Genomic DNA, 18674 nt, shown 5'->3' with positions numbered 1-18674 from the left:
CAATTTTTATGCCTGCATTCAGGCTTTTTCTAGCGTACACAGCAATGGATGCTCATTCTCCCTCGCGTACTTGTTCACCATCGCCACTTTGGTTTCTGCAACCTCGGCGGTAAAGACTCCGCAAATGGCCTTCCCCTGGTAGTGAACAGCGAGCATCAATTGCGTTGCACGTTCTACATCATAAGAAAAGAATTTTTGTAACACGTCAATAACAAACTCCATCGGAGTGTAATCATCATTGACTAATATCACTTTATACATAGATGGCGGTTTTAGCGCGTCGCGAACTTTTTCTTCCGCCAGTTGATCAAAGTCCAGCCAGTCGTTCGTTTTACCCATTGTCAGTTATCATCTTCGGTTACGGTTATCGGCAGAACGCCCTGCCGCTGACAAGAGCTTATTTGCCTGACCAATCTACTCCACATGATAGATAACTATCATCTATCGTTGGCATCAGCGACATCTGTCACATTCCTGTCAATAGCGTTAACTGCTTCAAATTTTTGATTCATACCTGCCCCCTGTCCCCTGTCAAATGCTTGACGGCTCGCCCTAATTCTCTAAATTGTATTTCTAGAGTTGGCGAGGTTTTGAACAGCCCCCTCTCTGACCCCGGTTTATTCCATCTTACTTGTATAAGATTTGCGAAGGATGTCGAAGCATGGAAAAGGGTACTGTTAAGTGGTTCAACAATGCCAAAGGGTTTGGTTTCATCTGCCCTGAAGGCGGCGGCGAAGATATTTTCGCTCATTATTCCACCATTCAGATGGATGGTTACAGAACGCTAAAAGCTGGACAATCCGTTCAGTTTGATGTCCACCAGGGGCCAAAAGGCAATCACGCCAGTGTTATTGTGCCCGTCGAAGTAGAAGCGGCAGTCGCATAGCTCTTCTGTCTCATTGTGTACATCCTAAAGGCAAAATGCCAGCCCGATCGGCTGGCATTTTTATCTCAAAAATTACTCTCGTGCCAGAGCATCTACTGGATCCAGTCGTGCCGCATTTCGTGCGGGTAACCAGCCAAATAAAATCCCGGTGGCCGTCGAGCAGAGAAACGCCAGCAGCAGTGCCAACGGTGAAAAACCAATCTCCCAGCCGGGTAAGAAAAGCTGCAAGGTGAAAGCAATTAACAGTGACAGTGTTATTCCCAACGCGCCACCGACCAGGCAAACCAGTACGGCTTCGATCAGGAACTGTTGCAAAACATCGCTTGCTCGCGCACCTACAGCCATGCGAATGCCAATTTCCCGCGTCCGCTCGGTCACTGACACCAGCATAATATTCATTACACCAATACCACCCACCACCAGCGAAATCACCGCCACCAGCGTCAGAAACAGTTGTAAAGTACGTGTGGTCTTTTCAACAGTTTTCAAGACGCCGTCCATGTTCCAGGTAAAGAAATCCTTCTTACCGTGGCGCAGTGAAAGTAAACGCGTGAGTTGCTGTTCCGCCTCGGCGCTGTCAAATCCTTCTTTCACCCTGACAGTAATGGAGTTAAGCCACGACTGGCCCATAACTCGCCCGGACATCGTGCTGTAAGGTAGCCAGACACGCAGCACTTTACTGCTACCAAACATCGACTGTTTTTCTTCCGCCACACCAATGACTCTGGCGGGCATATTGCCGACCAGAATCACCTCGCCAACCACATCTGCTTTATGGGGGAAAAGCTGGCGGCGAGTATTACTGTCGAGAACCACGACCTGCGCACGACCGTTCAGCTGCTCCTGATTAAAGGTGTTTCCTTCACTGAAGGTCATGCCATAGACATTAAAATAATCGCCGCTCACGCCATTGGCACTGGCAGCAACATCAACATTGTTATAACGCAGGCGCAGGTTTTGCGAGACGGCAGGTGTGGCTGAGGCGACCCACGGTTGTTTTTGGATGGCGATTAAGTCGTCGTACTTCAGCGCCTGCTGATATTGCGGATCGTCATCGCCAAAATCTTTCCCGGGATAGACATCAATAGTATTCGTACCAATAGAACGAATATCCGCCAGCACCATTTGTTTGGCGGCGTCACCCACCACGACAATGGAAACCACCGACGCAATACCGATAATAATCCCCAGCATGGTCAGTAAAGTACGCATTTTATTCGCTGCCAGCGCCCGCCATGCCATCGTCAGCGCCTCGTTAAAACCGCTGACAAACTGCCGCCAGCCAGACACCGTGTTGACAACAGGCTCCGTCCCGCCAGCAACATTCACTTTTTCAATGGCGGGAGGATTGCGCACAATTTCGCCGTCGCGAATTTCGATCACCCGCTCGGCCTGAGCAGCGACCTGCGGATCGTGGGTGACGATAATCACCGTATGCCCGCGATCGCGCAGCTGATGCAGGATCGCCATCACCTCTTCGCCAGAATGGCTGTCCAGTGCGCCGGTTGGTTCATCGGCAAGAATTACCTGACCGCCGTTCATCAATGCCCGCGCGATGCTGACGCGCTGTTGCTGACCACCCGAAAGCTGTGCCGGATAATACTCTGTACGGTCTTCCAGCCCCAGTCGTTGCAGTAACCCCTGGGCGCGAAGCAGCCGCTGTTTCCGCTCAAGACCGGCATAGACGGCGGGTACTTCAACGTTCTGCTCGGCGGTTAAATGCGAAAGTAAATGGTAACGCTGGAAAATAAAGCCGAAATGCTCGCGGCGCAGTTGCGCCAGCGCATCGGCGTCCAGTGTGGCAACATCCTGACCGGCGACGCGATAGGTGCCGCTGGTGGCCTTATCCAGACAGCCGAGAATATTCATCAGGGTCGATTTACCGGAACCTGAAGCGCCAACAATCGCTACCATCTCACCGGCATAAATATCGAGGGTGATGCCCTTCAGCACCTCAACCTGCTCATCACCGGCAGGATAGCTGCGACGAATATCCTTTAATTCGAGCAAAGGCGTCATTGTGCAGCTCCTGGTTTGGCCTCACCAATCACCACTTCATCGCCCGCTTCAAGCCCTTTGACAATCTCAACATCGGTATCGTTACGTGCGCCAATCGTCACTTCACGCTCGCGTGTTTCACCATTACGCAACAATTTGACTTTATAACGATTATCGCCAACCGGATCGCCTAACGCCGACAGAGGGATCGTCAGCACATTTTTCACATCGGTGAGCTGAATATGCACTTGCGCAGTCATATCCAGCCGCAGCAAACCATTGGGGTTGGGGACTTCAAAACGGGCGTAATAGAAAATAGCGTCGTTAACCTTTTCCGGCGTCGGTAGTACATCCTTGATTTGCCCCTCGTAGCGCGTCAGTGGATCGCCAAGTACCGTAAACCAGGCTTTTTGCCCCGGCTTCAGGTGGATTACATCCGCTTCAGAAACCTGCGCTTTTACCAGCATGGTGCTCATATCTGCCAGCGTCAGAATGTTCGGTGCTTGTTGTGCGGCAATCACCGTCTGGCCTTGCAGAGTGGTGATTTGCGTGACTTCCCCGGCCATCGGGGCAACGATGCGAGTGTAATCGAGATTGGTTTTAGCCGTATCGAGAGAGGCCTGATTGCGCTTGATTTGCGCGTCAATGGTGCCAATTTGCGCCTGTTTCACAGCCATCTCCGTCGCGGCGGTGTCGAGATCCTGCTGTGAAACCGCCTGCGTTTGTGCCAGACGTTGCTGACGGGAATACGTCACCCGCGCCAGTTTCAGCTCCGCTTCCGCCTGCTGCCGCTGCGCACGTAGCTCCATCAGCGTTGCTTCGACCTCCTTAATCTGGTTTTCAGCCTGTTCAGGATCAATAACCCCTAAAAGCTGGTCTTTTTTTACTTTATCGCCAATCGCCACCGACAGAGTTTTCAACTGACCGCTGACCTGCGCGCCCACGTCAACCTTACGCAGCGCGTCCAGCTTTCCGGTCGCCAGCACGCTTTGCTGTAAATCACCGGGGCGCACAATCAGTGTCTGATAAGTCGGCACGGGTGCGTTAAGAATTCTCCATAACGTAATCAGTCCGGCGATGACTATCACCAGCGCAATAACGTAACGCTTCTTCACGGTTTTCCGCTTTTTCATAAATATTCTGAATACTCCATATGCCAATCCGGGTCATTAACTTCAACGAAATATCAACAAAACCCTAAAATTTACGTTAGTAATCACACTATTGATGTTTGGTTAAGATACGCAATGGTGAAATCGACGTCATGTATAACCATTGATTTCATGAATATGTCGCAGCTAACTGAACGGACCTTTACGCCATCTGAATCTCTCAGCAGCCTGTCACTTTTTCTTAGTCTGGCACGTGGACAGTGTCGGCCGGGTAAATTCTGGCATCGCCGTAGTTTTCGCCAGAAATTTTTGCTGCGCTCGTTGATTATGCCGCGTTTAAGCGTTGAGTGGATGAACGAACTTTCCCACTGGCCTAATCTCAATGTGTTGTTAACGCGCCAACCGCGACTGCCTGTGCGTCTGCATCGCCCTTACCTTGCGGCGAATCTTAGCCGTAAGCAATTGCTGGAGGCGTTACGTTACCATTATGCGTTACTCCGCGGATGTATGTCGGCGGAAGAATTCAGCTTATATTTGAATACCCCCGGGCTGCAACTGGCGAAGCTGGAAGGCAAAAACGGCGAGCAGTTCACGCTTGAGCTGACCATGATGATCTCAATGGATAAAGAAGGTGACAGCACAATCCTGTTTCGCAACAGCGAAGGTATTCCTCTGGCAGAGATCACGTTTACCCTGTGTGAATATCAGGGGAAAAGAACGATGTTTATTGGCGGACTGCAAGGCGCAAAATGGGAAATTCCACATCAGGAAATCCAGAATGCGACGAAAGCCTGCCACGGGCTATTTCCCAAACGCCTCGTGATGGAAGCGGCCTGTCTGTTTGCCCAACGTTTGCAGGTAGAGCAGATTATTGCCGTCAGCAATGAAACGCATATTTACCGCAGCCTGCGTTATCGTGATAAAGAAGGCAAGATCCATGCCGATTACAACGCTTTCTGGGAATCGGTTGGCGGCGTATGTGATGCTGAACGCCATTACCGCCTTCCAGCACAGATAGCACGAAAAGAGATTGCCGAAATCGCCAGTAAAAAACGGGCTGAATACCGTCGGCGCTATGAGATGCTCGACGCTATTCAGCCACAAATGGCCACGATGTTTCGCGGTTAATCCGCGCGACCGCGCGCCAGCCACAGCACGCGTGAGAACATTTTTTTCAGCAGCGTCGGTACGGAGTCCACACCACGACGTCCGGCCTCCATTGCCACTTCAATGGCAAGATCGGGTTTGGAAGAGCGATGGATCGCTTTCGAGATAATTTTGCGCAGATTCATCGGTACATTTTCCGGGATTTGCGCCACGCGGTGGAACACATCGGAAAATCCCTGGCGATACATAAAATGTTCCATATCCAGCGCCGGTAACGCCGTTAAATGTTCTCGTTCGGCTTCCCGATCATTATTCAACAGGCTGCGTACCGTAGCGGCATATTTCTTCCCTGCTTCATCGCCATCGACCAGTACATGCCATTCAATCCCCATTCGGCGGGCAAATTTAACCAGTGGCTTTAGCCCGGACTGGGCAAACTCAATGACCTTAATCCCTTCGGCATCGAAATGGTGTCCACACTGGCGCGCCAGTTCGTTGATAACCCAGGTTTCTGTTTCCCCTTCCACCAGCAACCAGCAGCGAGCAAACAGCGATGACGGACGATTAAAACGAATGTGAAAAGAGATGCGGCGGCTGTCTTCGGTGCTCAAGCCACTTGGCCCCAGACGCCAGGCGGCAACACGAGAAGATTCACGCACCAGGCGGCAAACATGTTCCACTGGAGTTAACGAAAGCAACTCACCCGAGTTGGTGGTGGCAATGCGCTGCAATGGCAGAAGATTCAACAGATGCCAGGCAACTGAAAGCATAATGGGGTGTAAACGGGTTTCTGGATCTTCAATCAGCAACAATGGACGGGCGTCTTTATCCAGTCGCAATGTGCCTTTTGCCTGCAATAAAGTTGCAAACAGGCCGAGCAAAATAACCCGATACGAGCGCCCTCCAGGTCGGTCAATCATCCGGTTGATGATATCCAGATAGCGCCAGCTTCGTTGCTCATTGCTGGCCCGCCGCCGCATTAAACGATATCGCGCCTGTCCAGCCCCCTGCTCAGAGAAATAATGCTCAAGCAACTGCACCATTGCGGAAAGTCCCTGACGAATCTGTCCATCAGAGAGATTTTGCGGATGTGAGGACAACTCACGGGCGAGGAAATCGAGCTGGCGCGCGGTGACTTCCACATTGGGAACATTTGGCACCGTGCCGTTACGAATACGGCGCATAAAACGGGCATCACGCAAGCGCAGCACCGGCATTAAACGCACCAGATGGCGTGCCTGATCGTTAATATCCTCGACATCAATCGGATGTCCGTCTTTATCGAGAAAACTGCGCAGTGTCATCACGCTGCCGTCTTCCGCACTCTCCCCTTCCAGACGATAAAAAATACGGTGATAGCCATCGGTGCATGGCGTCCAGCACGCTTCCAGCGGCCGATAACGGCGAACCCGATGTCGGCCTGGCAGCGATTCGCGGAAGGTCAAAATAATATGCAGATGATGTTCTCGCCCGTTGATATCTCCCGGCGGGAACCAGAAATCGTCGCGCTCAAAATGGTAGAGATCTGATTCTGGCGATAGCAGCAGGGTTAAGGCGTCCAGCAAGCTGGATTTACCCCACGCGTTCTCCCCAATCAGGACGTTGTTTTGTTCGAGCATCAACGACAAACGGTTGATACCGCGAAAACCCACAATTTCAACGCGCTCAAGAATCATATCCCCTCCAGAAATATGTGACTTATCCTTTACGCTGGCAGTATAACGGGAAAGGCCTTGCTAATACGTGATGACATCACATTTAAGCATGGCAAATGTCTGAAAAATGAGCGAATAATCGCGTTATACTCCCTCTTGCTGATAAGTCTGCAAAAACAACAAAATCAAATAATTAGCATGATAAATTATTTTTTATTACGCCTAAAGGATTAAATCTTTTGCTTGCACTACACTGTCAATCAGACAAATGACTATATGGGGCAACCCGCTGTTGCCCTAAATCAAATTTACTGGATTTATTTATCTGGTGAATGACTCGCCTTCGTTTTTAAAATAGCCGCGCATTATTTCCGTCGTCACTTTTTTACGACGACCCTATAAAACGACCATATTTTTCACAGGGTCAATTTTTAATTGAGGTGGATATGTTCAGAAAATTAGCAGCTGAATGTTTTGGTACTTTCTGGCTTGTTTTTGGTGGCTGTGGTAGTGCTGTACTGGCCGCAGGCTTCCCGGAATTAGGCATTGGTTTTGCCGGCGTGGCGTTGGCGTTCGGTCTGACCGTTCTGACGATGGCCTTTGCTGTTGGTCATATTTCTGGTGGTCATTTTAACCCGGCGGTCACTATTGGTTTATGGGCTGGCGGACGTTTTCCGGCAAAAGAAGTCGTTGGCTACGTAATTGCCCAGGTTGTCGGCGGTATTGTTGCAGCGGCGCTGCTGTATTTAATTGCCAGTGGTAAAACGGGTTTTGACGCGGCAGCCAGCGGTTTTGCTTCTAACGGTTATGGCGAGCATTCACCAGGCGGTTATTCCATGCTTTCCGCGCTGGTAGTTGAACTGGTATTGAGTGCAGGTTTCCTGTTGGTGATCCACGGCGCAACCGACAAATTCGCGCCGGCAGGTTTTGCGCCGATCGCTATTGGTCTGGCCTTAACCCTGATTCACTTAATTAGTATTCCGGTGACTAACACTTCTGTTAACCCGGCGCGCAGCACCGCGGTTGCTATCTTCCAGGGCGGCTGGGCATTAGAACAACTGTGGTTCTTCTGGGTGGTGCCAATTGTCGGCGGCATTATCGGTGGTCTGATTTACCGGACCCTGCTGGAAAAACGTAATTAATTAGCATTGGCATTTTATCTGCCCTGGTTGTTTTATCTTCGACGTTACAAACCGCACGGGTGTTGGTGGCGTCAAAATCGCTGAAGCGTTCCCCGAAGGCCGGGGCAGCCCACATGGATGTGGGCTGAGGGCGCGTCTTACAGGACGTTACCTCGCGCCCGACCCGGTAGCCGAAGGGGATAAGCTGAAGGTACCGCGCAGCGGCGATTTTGTTCGCCAGAGCCCGGGGGTGCAGGGGGCGGCGGCGACTGGCCGCCCCCTGCGCGCTCCCTGCGCCAGTGGCTTTATATGGCATTGCACATGAAAGGAGCGCAACAATGCTAAACACTCAGATAGGATTAAAAATCCCCCTCTGATGCATAACATTTCCTTTTAATTGCAACTTTACTCGTCCTTCCGCTTTCAGTAGTGTGTCATCGCGCATTTCGACTTCATCTTTGCAAGGACTGGGTTTTCATGTTTTCTGGGCTGTTAATCATTCTGGTTCCCCTGATTGTGGGTTACCTCATTCCGCTTCGCCAACAAGCTGCGTTAAAAGTTATTAATCAGCTATTAAGCTGGATGGTTTACCTTATTCTCTTTTTTATGGGTATCAGTCTGGCGTTTCTCGATAACCTCGCCAGTAACCTGTTGGCGATTCTGCATTATTCTGCCGTCAGTATTACCGTTATTTTACTGTGTAATATTGCCGCCCTGATGTGGCTGGAGCGAGGCCTGCCGTGGCGCAACCACCATCAGCAAGAAAAACTCCCGTCGCGTATTGCGATGGCGCTGGAGTCGCTAAAACTGTGCGGCGTAGTAGTGATTGGTTTTGCCATTGGTCTGAGTGGACTGGCTTTCTTACAACACGCGACCGAAGCCAGTGAATACACGTTAATTTTGCTACTTTTCCTCGTTGGTATTCAGTTGCGCAATAATGGCATGACCTTAAAGCAGATTGTCCTTAATCGCCGGGGAATGATTGTCGCCGTGGTGGTGGTTGTCAGTTCATTAATTGGTGGTTTAATTAACGCCTTTATTCTTGATCTCCCCATCAATACCGCGCTGGCAATGGCCTCCGGTTTCGGCTGGTATTCTCTTTCCGGTATTTTATTGACCGAATCTTTTGGTCCGGTAATCGGGAGCGCGGCGTTTTTTAATGATCTGGCCCGTGAACTGATTGCTATTATGTTGATCCCTGGGCTGATTCGCCGCAGCCGCTCTACTGCACTGGGCTTATGCGGTGCCACATCAATGGATTTCACCCTGCCCGTTCTTCAACGTACTGGCGGGCTGGATATGGTCCCGGCGGCAATTGTTCACGGTTTTATTCTTAGCCTGTTAGTGCCGATCCTCATCGCCTTTTTCTCTGCGTAATACCTCTCTGGCGGTAGATCCCTGCCGCCAAAATTGCGCTAAATCAATCTCCCTTAAAGTTGCATGAAAAATCCCTTTTATCCCCGCGTTAAGCGTCTTAACCTTAAACATGTATATTAAATATAACTTTAAAAGGTGTGATCATGTTTTGTGTGCAATGTGAACAAACTATCCGTACTCCGGCAGGAAACGGCTGCTCATACGCGCAGGGGATGTGTGGTAAAACGGCGGAAACTTCTGACCTTCAGGATTTACTCATCGCGGCGCTGCAAGGGCTTTCTGCCTGGGCGGTAAAAGCGCGTGAATACGGCATCATCAACCACGATGTTGACAGCTTCGCGCCACGTGCCTTTTTCTCAACCCTGACCAACGTTAACTTCGATTCTCCGCGTATTGTCGGCTACGCTCGTGAAGCGATTGCCCTGCGCGAGGCGCTGAAAGCGCAATGCCTGGCTGTAGATGCCAACGCGCGCGTCGATAACCCGATGGCTGACCTGCAACTGGTGAGCGACGATCTCGGCGAGCTGCAACGTCAGGCAGCAGAATTTACCCCTAACAAAGATAAAGCGGCGATTGGCGAAAACATTCTCGGCCTGCGTCTGCTGTGCCTGTATGGCCTGAAAGGTGCAGCGGCCTATATGGAACACGCGCATGTTCTCGGTCAATACGACAACGATATTTATGCCCAGTATCATAAAATCATGGCGTGGCTGGGGACCTGGCCTGCCGATATGAACGCGCTTCTTGAGTGTTCAATGGAAATCGGCCAGATGAACTTCAAAGTGATGAGCATTCTGGATGCAGGCGAAACCGGTAAATACGGTCACCCGACGCCAACCCAGGTCAACGTCAAAGCGACGGCGGGTAAATGCATCCTGATTTCCGGTCACGATCTCAAAGATCTCTACAACCTGCTGGAACAGACCGAAGGCACGGGCGTTAATGTTTACACCCACGGCGAAATGCTGCCTGCGCATGGCTACCCGGAGCTGCGTAAATTCAAGCATCTGGTCGGTAACTACGGCAGCGGCTGGCAGAATCAGCAAGTGGAGTTCGCTCGTTTCCCTGGCCCCATCGTGATGACCTCGAACTGCATCATCGACCCAACCGTAGGCGCTTATGACGATCGTATCTGGACCCGCAGCATCGTTGGCTGGCCGGGTGTGCGTCATCTGGATGGCGAAGATTTTTCTGCGGTCATCGCCCAGGCGCAACAAATGGCGGGCTTCCCGTACAGCGAAATTCCTCACCTGATCACCGTGGGCTTTGGTCGCCAGACGCTGCTTGGTGCAGCCGATACGCTGATTGATCTGGTTAGCCGTGAAAAACTGCGTCATATCTTCCTGCTTGGTGGCTGTGACGGCGCACGCGGCGAGCGCCACTACTTCACCGATTTCGCCACCAGCGTGCCGGATGACTGCCTGATCCTGACCCTCGCCTGTGGTAAATATCGCTTTAACAAACTTGAGTTTGGCGATATCGAAGGTCTGCCGCGTCTGGTAGATGCAGGTCAATGTAACGATGCTTACTCAGCGATTATTCTGGCTGTCACTCTGGCAGAGAAACTGGGCTGCGGTGTCAACGATCTGCCGCTGTCGCTGGTGCTCTCCTGGTTTGAACAGAAAGCGATCGTCATTCTGCTGACGCTGCTTTCTCTGGGCGTGAAAAATATCGTCACCGGCCCGACTGCACCTGGTTTCCTGACACCAGACCTGCTGGCGGTGCTGAACGAGAAATTTGGCCTGCGTTCTATCACCACTGTTGAAGAAGACATGAAGCAACTGTTGAGCGCGTAAGGAGTTTGTCGATGACGATGCCAACGAATCAATGCCCGTGGCGGATGCAGGTTCATCACATTACGCAAGAAACGCCGGATGTGTGGACGATTTCCCTGATTTGCCACGATTACTACCCATATCGCGCCGGGCAATATGCACTGGTCAGCGTGCGAAACTCAGCGGAAACGCTGCGTGCTTACACCATTTCCTCCACGCCAGGCGTGAGTGAATATATCACCCTGACCGTGCGGCGGATTGATGACGGTGTCGGCTCCCAGTGGCTGACGCGCGATGTAAAACGCGGTGATTATCTCTGGCTTTCGGACGCGATGGGGGAATTTACCTGCGACGATAAAGCAGAAGATAAATTCCTGTTGCTGGCGGCAGGCTGCGGCGTCACGCCGATTATGTCGATGCGTCGCTGGCTTGCGAAGAACCGTCCACAGGCCGATGTGCGGGTGATCTACAACGTGCGTACGCCGCAGGATGTTATTTTCGCCGATGAGTGGCGTAACTATCCGGTAACGCTGGTGGCAGAAAATAACGTTACCGAAGGCTTTATCGCTGGTCGTCTCACTCGCGAACTGCTGGCAGGTGTACCTGACTTAGCTTCACGTACCGTGATGACCTGCGGCCCGGCTCCGTATATGGATTGGGTAGAGCAGGAAGTGAAAGCGCTCGGCGTGACGCGTTTCTTTAAAGAGAAATTCTTCACCCCAGTAGCAGAAGCGGCGACCAGCGGTCTGAAATTCACCAAACTGCAACCGGCACGAGAATTTTACGCCCCGGTTGGCACCACGCTACTGGAGGCGCTGGAAAGCAATAACGTTCCGGTTGTCGCTGCCTGCCGTGCGGGTGTTTGCGGCTGCTGTAAGACAAAAGTAGTTTCCGGTGAATATACGGTGAGCAGTACAATGACGCTGACCGACGCCGAAATCGCTGAAGGTTACGTACTGGCCTGCTCCTGCCATCCGCAGGGGGATTTGGTTCTCGCATAATCGCCTTATGCCCGATGACATTCCTTTCATCGGGCTATTTAACCGTTAGTGCCTCCTTTCTCTCCCATCCCTTCCCCCTCCGTCAGATGAACTAAACTTGTTACCGTTATCACATTCAGGAGATGGAGAACCATGAAACAAACGGTTGCAGCTTATATCGCCAAAACACTCGAATCGGCAGGGGTGAAACGCATCTGGGGAGTCACTGGCGACTCTCTGAACGGTCTTAGTGACAGTCTTAATCGCATAGGCACCATCGAGTGGATGTCCACCCGCCACGAAGAAGTGGCGGCCTTTGCCGCTGGCGCTGAAGCACAACTTAGCGGAGAACTGGCGGTCTGCGCCGGATCGTGCGGCCCCGGCAACCTGCACTTAATCAACGGCCTGTTCGATTGCCACCGCAATCACGTTCCGGTACTGGCGATTGCCGCTCATATTCCCTCCAGCGAAATTGGCAGCGGCTATTTCCAGGAAACCCACCCACAAGAGCTATTCCGCGAATGTAGTCACTATTGCGAGCTGGTTTCCAGCCCGGAGCAGATCCCACAAGTACTGGCGATTGCCATGCGCAAAGCGGTGCTTAACCGTGGCGTTTCGGTTGTCGTGTTACCAGGCGACGTGGCGTTAAAACCTGCGCCAGAAGGGGCAACCACGCACTGGTATCATGCGCCACAACCAGTCGTGACGCCGGAAGAAGAAGAGTTACGCAAACTGGCGCAACTGCTGCGTTATTCCAGCAATATCGCCCTGATGTGTGGCAGCGGCTGCGCGGGGGCGCATAAAGAGTTAGTTGAGTTTGCCGGGAAAATTAAAGCGCCTATTGTTCATGCCCTGCGCGGTAAAGAACATGTCGAATACGATAATCCGTATGATGTTGGAATGACCGGGTTAATCGGCTTCTCGTCAGGTTTCCATACCATGATGAACGCCGACACGTTAGTGCTACTCGGCACGCAATTTCCCTACCGCGCCTTCTACCCGACCGATGCCAAAATCATTCAGATTGATATCAACCCAGCCAGCATCGGCGCTCACAGCAAGGTGGATATGGCACTGGTCGGCGATATCAAGTCGACTCTGCGTGCATTGCTTCCATTGGTGGAAGAAAAAGCCGATCGCAAGTTTCTGGATAAAGCGCTGGAAGATTACCGCGACGCCCGCAAAGGGCTGGACGATTTAGCTAAACCGAGCGAGAAAGCCATTCACCCGCAATATCTGGCGCAGCAAATTAGTCATTTTGCCGCCGATGACGCTATTTTCACCTGTGACGTTGGTACGCCAACGGTGTGGGCGGCACGTTATCTAAAAATGAACGGCAAGCGTCGCCTGTTAGGTTCGTTTAACCACGGTTCGATGGCTAACGCCATGCCGCAGGCGCTGGGTGCGCAGGCGACAGAGCCAGAACGTCAGGTGGTCGCCATGTGCGGCGATGGCGGTTTTAGCATGTTGATGGGCGATTTCCTCTCAGTAGTGCAGATGAAACTGCCAGTGAAAATTGTCGTCTTTAACAACAGCGTGCTGGGCTTTGTGGCGATGGAGATGAAAGCTGGTGGCTATTTGACTGACGGCACCGAACTACACGACACAAACTTTGCCCGCATTGCCGAAGCGTGCGGCATTACGGGTATCCGTGTAGAAAAAGCGTCTGAAGTTGATGAAGCCCTGCAACGCGCCTTCTCTATCGACGGTCCGGTGTTGGTGGATGTGGTGGTCGCCAAAGAAGAGTTAGCCATTCCACCGCAGATCAAACTCGAACAGGCCAAAGGTTTTAGCCTGTATATGTTGCGCGCAATTATCAGCGGACGCGGCGATGAAGTGATCGAACTGGCGAAAACGAACTGGCTAAGGTAAAAAGGGTGGCATTTCCCGTCATAATAAGGACATGCCATGATTGATTTACGCAGTGATACCGTTACCCGACCGAGCCGCGCCATGCTCGAAGCGATGATGGCCGCCCCGGTTGGGGACGACGTTTACGGAGACGACCCTACCGTTAATGCTCTGCAGGACTATGCAGCAGAGCTTTCCGGTAAAGAAGCCGCCATTTTTCTGCCTACCGGCACTCAGGCCAACCTGGTCGCTCTGCTCAGTCACTGTGAACGTGGCGAAGAGTATATTGTCGGTCAGGCCGCGCATAACTATCTGTTTGAAGCCGGTGGCGCAGCGGTGCTGGGCAGTATTCAGCCGCAACCCATCGACGCGGCTGCCGACGGCACGCTACCGCTGGATAAAGTGGCGATGAAAATCAAACCCGACGATATCCATTTCGCCCGCACCAAATTACTCAGTCTGGAAAACACCCACAACGGCAAAGTGCTGCCGCGTGAATACCTGAAAGAAGCATGGGAATTTACCCGCGAGCGCAATCTGGCGCTGCATGTTGACGGTGCGCGCATCTTTAATGCCGTGGTGGCTTACGGCTGCGAACTGAAAGAGATCACGCAATATTGTGATTCGTTCACCATTTGCCTGTCGAAAGGTCTTGGGACGCCAGTCGGTTCATTACTCGTCGGTAATCGTGATTACATTAAACGTGCCATCCGCTGGCGGAAAATGGCCGGTGGCGGGATGCGTCAGTCCGGGATTCTGGCTGCCGCCGGGATGTATGCGCTGAAAAATAACGTCGCACGGTTGCAGGAAGATCACGACAACGCCGCCTGGATGGCGGAGCAACTGCGTGAAGCAGGCGCGGATGTGATGCGTCAGGACACTAATATGCTGTTTGTTCGCGTCGGGGAAGAAAATGCTGCCGCGTTAGGCGAATACATGAAAGCGAGAAACGTGCTGATTAACGCCTCGCCGATTGTCCGCCTGGTGACGCATCTTGACGTCTCGCGCGAACAACTGGCGGAAGTCGCCGCCCACTGGCGCGCATTCCTGGCGCGTTAAGGAGAGAGACGTGCCGCAACGCATTTTAGTTCTCGGTGCCAGTGGCTACATTGGTCAGCATCTGGTGCGCACACTCAGCCAGCAAGGGCATCAGATCCTGGCGGCGGCACGTCATGTCGACAGGCTTGCAAAGCTGCAACTGGCAAACGTCAGTTGCCATAAAGTCGATCTCAGCTGGCCGGATAACCTTCCGGCCCTGTTGCAGGATATCGATACCGTCTATTTTCTGGTGCACAGCATGGGCGAAGGCGGCGATTTTATCGCTCAGGAGCGCCAGGTGGCTCTCAACGTCCGCGATGCGCTACGTGAAGTACCAGTTAAGCAATTAATCTTTCTCAGTTCGTTGCAGGCCCCGCCACATGAGCAGTCGGATCATCTGCGTGCTCGTCAGGCTACGGCGGACATTCTTCGTGAAGCGAATGTACCTGTGACCGAACTTCGGGCCGGAATTATCGTTGGCGCAGGTTCAGCGGCGTTCGAAGTCATGCGCGATATGGTCTACAACCTGCCAGTGTTAACGCCGCCACGCTGGGTACGTTCACGCACCACGCCCATCGCGCTGGAAAACTTGCTGCACTATCTGGTGGCGTTGTTAGATCATCCGGCCAGCGAACACCGCATCTTCGAAGCCGCCGGACCAGAGGTGCTCAGTTATCAGCAACAGTTTGAACATTTTATGGCGGTGAGCGGTAAGCGCCGCTGGTTGATCCCCATCCCCCTCCCCACCCGCTGGATTTCGGTGTGGTTTCTCAATGTGATTACTTCCGTACCGCCCACCACCGCCAGGGCGTTGATTCAGGGGCTGAAACACGATCTGCTGGCGGATGATACCGCGCTACGTGCCCTCATCCCACAACGGCTGATCGCTTTCGATGACGCGGTACGTAGCACGTTGAAAGAGGAGGAAAAACTGGTCAACTCCAGCGACTGGGGCTACGACGCTCAGGCCTTTGCCCGCTGGCGACCGGAGTACGGTTATTTTGCCAAACAGGCGGGGTTTACCGTTAAAACGTCCGCCAGCCTTGCTGCTTTATGGCAGGTAGTGAACCAAATCGGCGGTAAAGAGCGTTATTTCTTTGGCAATATTTTGTGGCAGACACGGGCGTTGATGGACCGCGCGATCGGTCATAAGCTGGCGAAAGGCCGCCCGGAGCGCGAATATTTACAGACTGGCGATGCGGTAGATAGCTGGAAAGTGATTGTCGTTGAACCGGAAAAACAACTTACGTTGTTATTTGGCATGAAAGCGCCGGGGCTGGGACGACTGTGTTTTAGCCTGGAAGATAAAGGCGACTATCGTACTATCGATGTCCGCGCTTTCTGGCATCCGCACGGTATGCCGGGGCTGTTTTACTGGTTATTGATGATCCCCGCGCATCTGTTTATTTTTCGCGGAATGGCAAAACAAATCGCCAGACTGGCAGAACAAAGCACAGATTAATCGACAAAACCTGCGTTATTCTTTCATGTTTCCCATTGCATCATGGGGGAAATCACGGAAGAATGCGCACGTTATTTTCTCAACAACAGTGGATTGATATGAAGGTACTGGTTACCGGCGCCACCAGCGGCTTAGGTCGAAACGCGGTAGAGTTTTTATGCCAGAAAGGCATCAGCGTGCGAGCGACCGGTCGCAACGAGGCAATGGGCAAATTGCTGGAAAAAATGGGCGCAGAGTTTGTTCCGGCGGATCTGACCGAGCTGGTTTCATCACAAGCTAAAGTGATGCTCGCGGGCATTGATACGCTGTGGCACTGCTCCAGCTTTACCTCACCCTGGGGGACACAACAGGCTTTCGATCTGGCTAACGTTCGCGCCACTCGCCGCCTGGGTGAATGGGCTGTCGCCTGGGGTGTGCGTAACTTTATTCATATCTCTTCCCCCTCCCTGTACTTCGATTATCACCACCATCGCGATATTAAAGAAGATTTTCGCCCTCACCGCTTCGCCAACGAGTTTGCCCGCAGCAAAGCAGCCAGCGAAGAAGTGATCAATATGCTTTCGCAGGCGAATCCACAAACGCGCTTTACTATTCTGCGCCCACAAAGTCTGTTCGGACCGCACGATAAAGTCTTTATTCCCCGTCTGGCGCATATGATGCACCACTACGGCAGTATTCTGTTACCGCATGGCGGCAGTGCGCTGGTCGATATGACCTACTATGAAAATGCCGTGCACGCAATGTGGCTGGCAAGCCAGGAAGCCTGCGATAAGCTACCTTCCGGGCGTGTGTACAACATCACCAACGGCGAGCATCGCACACTGCGCAGCATCGTGCAGAAGCTGATCGACGAGTTGAATATTGACTGTCGTATTCGTTCCGTCCCCTACCCGATGCTGGATATGATCGCCCGCAGCATGGAGCGTTTAGGCCGCAAGTCAGCAAAAGAGCCGCCGCTGACCCACTACGGCGTCTCCAAGTTGAATTTTGACTTTACGCTGGATATTACGCGTGCGCAGGAAGAGTTAGGTTATCAGCCGGTCATCACCCTGGATGAAGGTATCGAGAAAACTGCCGCCTGGCTACGCGACCACGGAAAACTGCCGCGCTAATCCTGCCCGTATTTCTCCAGCAATGCTTCGGCAATCGCCTGAGTTTCTGCATCCGCTTCGCCGTTATATAACGTCGGGCGGAAATGCATCTGGAATGCCATAATCACGCGCCGCTGCTCGCGCGGTGTCATATCAGGTTTAACGTCATAACCGTAGCGCGCCAAAAGCTCCAGCAATGACGCGGTATCTACCGGTGTGTGCGGCGCGCGCCCGGCAAGGTAAAAGTTAACCCGCTGCGCATCCGGCCAGGCACCAATCCCCTGCTGCGCCAGTTGCTGCCAGGGAAATAATGGCCCCGGATCGTCTTTGCGCTGCGGTGCGATATCCGCATGTGCCACTACGTTTTCCGGCTTGATGTGATAACGGGCAATAATATCTTTCGCCAGTGGAATAAGCGCCTGAATCTGTGCCGGTTCAAACGGGGCAAAATATTTCACTCCGGCCGATTTTTGCCAGCCACGGTTTTCCAGCTCAATGCCAATAGAGGTGTCGTTAAGGCGCGTTGCCCCGCGCCAAGCGCTAATCCCCGCATGCCAGGCCAGTTCTTGTTCCGGCACCAGTTGCCAGATGCGCGGTTTACCGTTGTATCGCGGTGGTACCGCAGGGACCAGATAATGCGAGCTGACCTGCTTATCGGTCAGTGTCGCCAGCGAGCTATCAAAATCATCTGCGGTGTAGTGGATCACCAGCACTTTAATGCGCGGATACGCCGCCTGCGCCTGGCGTCGGGTATCAAGCTGATATCCCTCTTTCTCGACAATGCCTTTTTCGCCTGCACACCCTGCCAGTAACAGAGCGGCAGCGATCAGCCAGAAGACTCTTCTCATCGACGCGTTTTCACCGCCGTACCGCTGACGCTAACCATCAGCATACTGCCGTTTTGCCCGACCGTTTCGTAGTCGATATCAATACCGACGACGGCATCGGCTCCCAGCGCCCGCGCCTGGGAGCCTAATTCCTCAAAGGCGATCTCCCGTGCTTTACGCAGTTCTTTTTCATACGCACCGGAACGTCCGCCAACGATATCGCGGATACCGGCAAAGAAATCACGGAAAATATTGGCACCTAAAATCGCTTCGCCGGTCACCACACCGCAATATTCAACGATGGTCTGGCCTTCCAGAGTTGGGGTTGTAGAAAATTGCATGATCGATCTCCTTGTTTGTTAAGCCTTCGATCTCTAAAGCATTATCAGACTGA

General features: G+C 52.6%; 17 protein-coding genes. 10 read left to right on the top strand and 7 right to left on the bottom strand.

All coding sequences use genetic code 11. The annotated features are described in order from the left end of the window. Positions 1-18: 18 nt before the first annotated feature. Positions 19-339: an ATP-dependent Clp protease adapter ClpS gene (gene clpS / locus QZF50_RS02495; RefSeq protein ID WP_000520781.1), complete on the bottom strand. Its 321-nt coding sequence runs from the start codon at positions 337-339 to the stop codon at positions 19-21. A gap of 98 nt (positions 340-437) precedes the next feature. Continuing rightward, positions 438-512, bottom strand: coding sequence for a protein YljB (yljB, locus tag QZF50_RS02490; RefSeq protein ID WP_001406719.1), 75 nt, complete (start codon positions 510-512; stop codon positions 438-440). A gap of 149 nt (positions 513-661) precedes the next feature. Here yljB and cspD point away from each other — a divergent pair, with 149 nt between their 5' ends. After that, positions 662-886 (top strand): cold shock-like protein CspD, encoded by a 225-nt coding sequence (gene cspD, locus QZF50_RS02485; protein WP_000410785.1) that lies wholly within the window; start codon positions 662-664, stop codon positions 884-886. A 72-nt stretch (positions 887-958) separates the two neighbouring features. Here the strand turns inward: cspD and macB are convergent, their stop codons facing one another. Both macB and macA read right to left on the bottom strand, forming a co-directional pair. Beyond that, entirely contained in the window at positions 959-2905 is a 1947-nt protein-coding gene (gene macB / locus QZF50_RS02480; protein WP_000188193.1) for a macrolide ABC transporter ATP-binding protein/permease MacB, read from the bottom strand. Continuing rightward, complete coding sequence (macA, locus tag QZF50_RS02475; RefSeq protein ID WP_000746460.1) at positions 2902-4017, bottom strand: macrolide transporter subunit MacA; 1116 nt, start codon at positions 4015-4017, stop codon at positions 2902-2904. The genes macB and macA overlap by 4 nt, the downstream gene beginning before the upstream one ends. Positions 4018-4167: 150 nt before the next feature. Between macA and QZF50_RS02470 the strand changes: the two genes are divergently transcribed. After that, positions 4168-5124 (top strand): VirK/YbjX family protein, encoded by a 957-nt coding sequence (locus QZF50_RS02470; RefSeq protein WP_001355621.1) that lies wholly within the window; start codon positions 4168-4170, stop codon positions 5122-5124. Here QZF50_RS02470 and QZF50_RS02465 read toward each other — a convergent pair. Then, positions 5121-6779, bottom strand: coding sequence for an ATP-dependent endonuclease (locus QZF50_RS02465; protein ID WP_000599806.1), 1659 nt, complete (start codon positions 6777-6779; stop codon positions 5121-5123). The genes QZF50_RS02470 and QZF50_RS02465 overlap by 4 nt on opposite strands. 425 nt (positions 6780-7204) lie before the next feature. Here QZF50_RS02465 and aqpZ point away from each other — a divergent pair, with 425 nt between their 5' ends. The 8 genes from aqpZ (at position 7205) to QZF50_RS02425 (ending at position 17474) form a co-directional block, all read left to right on the top strand. Next, positions 7205-7900: an aquaporin Z gene (aqpZ, locus tag QZF50_RS02460; protein WP_000488716.1), complete on the top strand. Its 696-nt coding sequence runs from the start codon at positions 7205-7207 to the stop codon at positions 7898-7900. A 456-nt stretch (positions 7901-8356) separates the two neighbouring features. After that, positions 8357-9256: an L-lysine exporter LysO gene (lysO, locus tag QZF50_RS02455; RefSeq protein WP_000491142.1), complete on the top strand. Its 900-nt coding sequence runs from the start codon at positions 8357-8359 to the stop codon at positions 9254-9256. A gap of 143 nt (positions 9257-9399) precedes the next feature. Further along, entirely contained in the window at positions 9400-11052 is a 1653-nt protein-coding gene (gene hcp / locus QZF50_RS02450; RefSeq protein WP_000458817.1) for a hydroxylamine reductase, read from the top strand. Positions 11053-11063: 11 nt separating this feature from the next. Continuing rightward, positions 11064-12032, top strand: coding sequence for an NADH oxidoreductase (hcr, locus tag QZF50_RS02445; protein WP_000178677.1), 969 nt, complete (start codon positions 11064-11066; stop codon positions 12030-12032). A gap of 132 nt (positions 12033-12164) precedes the next feature. Next, on the top strand, positions 12165-13883 hold the full coding sequence (gene poxB, locus QZF50_RS02440; RefSeq protein WP_061892231.1) for a ubiquinone-dependent pyruvate dehydrogenase: 1719 nt from the start codon (positions 12165-12167) through the stop codon (positions 13881-13883). A 36-nt stretch (positions 13884-13919) separates the two neighbouring features. Then, on the top strand, positions 13920-14921 hold the full coding sequence (gene ltaE, locus QZF50_RS02435; RefSeq protein WP_000566372.1) for a low-specificity L-threonine aldolase: 1002 nt from the start codon (positions 13920-13922) through the stop codon (positions 14919-14921). 10 nt (positions 14922-14931) lie between these two features. Further along, the gene (locus QZF50_RS02430; protein WP_001136554.1) at positions 14932-16362 is read left to right on the top strand and encodes an SDR family oxidoreductase; all 1431 of its coding nucleotides are present in this window, start codon (positions 14932-14934) and stop codon (positions 16360-16362) included. A gap of 98 nt (positions 16363-16460) precedes the next feature. After that, positions 16461-17474: an NAD(P)-dependent oxidoreductase gene (locus QZF50_RS02425; protein WP_001338420.1), complete on the top strand. Its 1014-nt coding sequence runs from the start codon at positions 16461-16463 to the stop codon at positions 17472-17474. Here the strand turns inward: QZF50_RS02425 and amiD are convergent. Together amiD and QZF50_RS02415 are read right to left on the bottom strand one after the other, a co-directional pair. Further along, positions 17471-18301 (bottom strand): N-acetylmuramoyl-L-alanine amidase AmiD, encoded by an 831-nt coding sequence (gene amiD / locus QZF50_RS02420; RefSeq protein ID WP_001255144.1) that lies wholly within the window; start codon positions 18299-18301, stop codon positions 17471-17473. The genes QZF50_RS02425 and amiD overlap by 4 nt on opposite strands. After that, positions 18298-18621 carry a heavy metal-binding domain-containing protein gene (locus tag QZF50_RS02415; protein WP_001160737.1) on the bottom strand — a complete coding sequence of 108 codons (324 nt, stop codon included), beginning with the start codon at positions 18619-18621 and terminating at the stop codon, positions 18298-18300. The genes amiD and QZF50_RS02415 overlap by 4 nt, the downstream gene beginning before the upstream one ends. Positions 18622-18674: the final 53 nt, after the last annotated feature.

The organism is uncultured Escherichia sp., assembly GCF_948475835.1.
GTDB lineage: Bacteria > Pseudomonadota > Gammaproteobacteria > Enterobacterales > Enterobacteriaceae > ECMA0423.
The sequence above is the reverse complement of the archived record's forward strand: the minus strand, read 5'-3'. Positions and strand labels throughout refer to the sequence as shown.